We start from the raw sequence: 502 nt of genomic DNA on the forward strand, positions 1-502 counted from the left end.
TAACTGCGCGAACACTCGGTCCGCGAGTTCTCCATAGAAAGGAGGTGATCCAGCCGCACCTTCCGATACGGCTACCTTGTTACGACTTCACCCCAATCATCTGCCCCACCTTAGGCGGCTGGCTCCCGTAAGGGTTACCCCACCGACTTCGGGTGTTGCAAACTCTCGTGGTGTGACGGGCGGTGTGTACAAGGCCCGGGAACGTATTCACCGCGGCATGCTGATCCGCGATTACTAGCGATTCCAGCTTCATGCAGGCGAGTTGCAGCCTGCAATCCGAACTGAGAACGGTTTTCTGAGATTGGCTCCACCTCGCGGTCTTGCTGCTCTTTGTACCGTCCATTGTAGCACGTGTGTAGCCCAGGTCATAAGGGGCATGATGATTTGACGTCATCCCCACCTTCCTCCGGTTTGTCACCGGCAGTCACCCTAGAGTGCCCAACTGAATGCTGGCAACTAAGGTCAAGGGTTGCGCTCGTTGCGGGACTTAACCCAACATCTC

The 502-nt window shown here is 56.4% G+C and carries 1 rRNA gene; it reads right to left on the reverse strand.

The annotated features are described in order from the left end of the window. Positions 1–37 precede the first annotated feature (37 nt). Positions 38–502: ribosomal RNA gene (locus NK662_RS23495) — 16S ribosomal RNA — on the reverse strand; the annotation flags it as partial.

It is taken from the genome of Ectobacillus ponti (genome assembly GCF_024294785.1).
GTDB lineage: Bacteria > Bacillota > Bacilli > Bacillales > Bacillaceae_G > Ectobacillus > Ectobacillus ponti.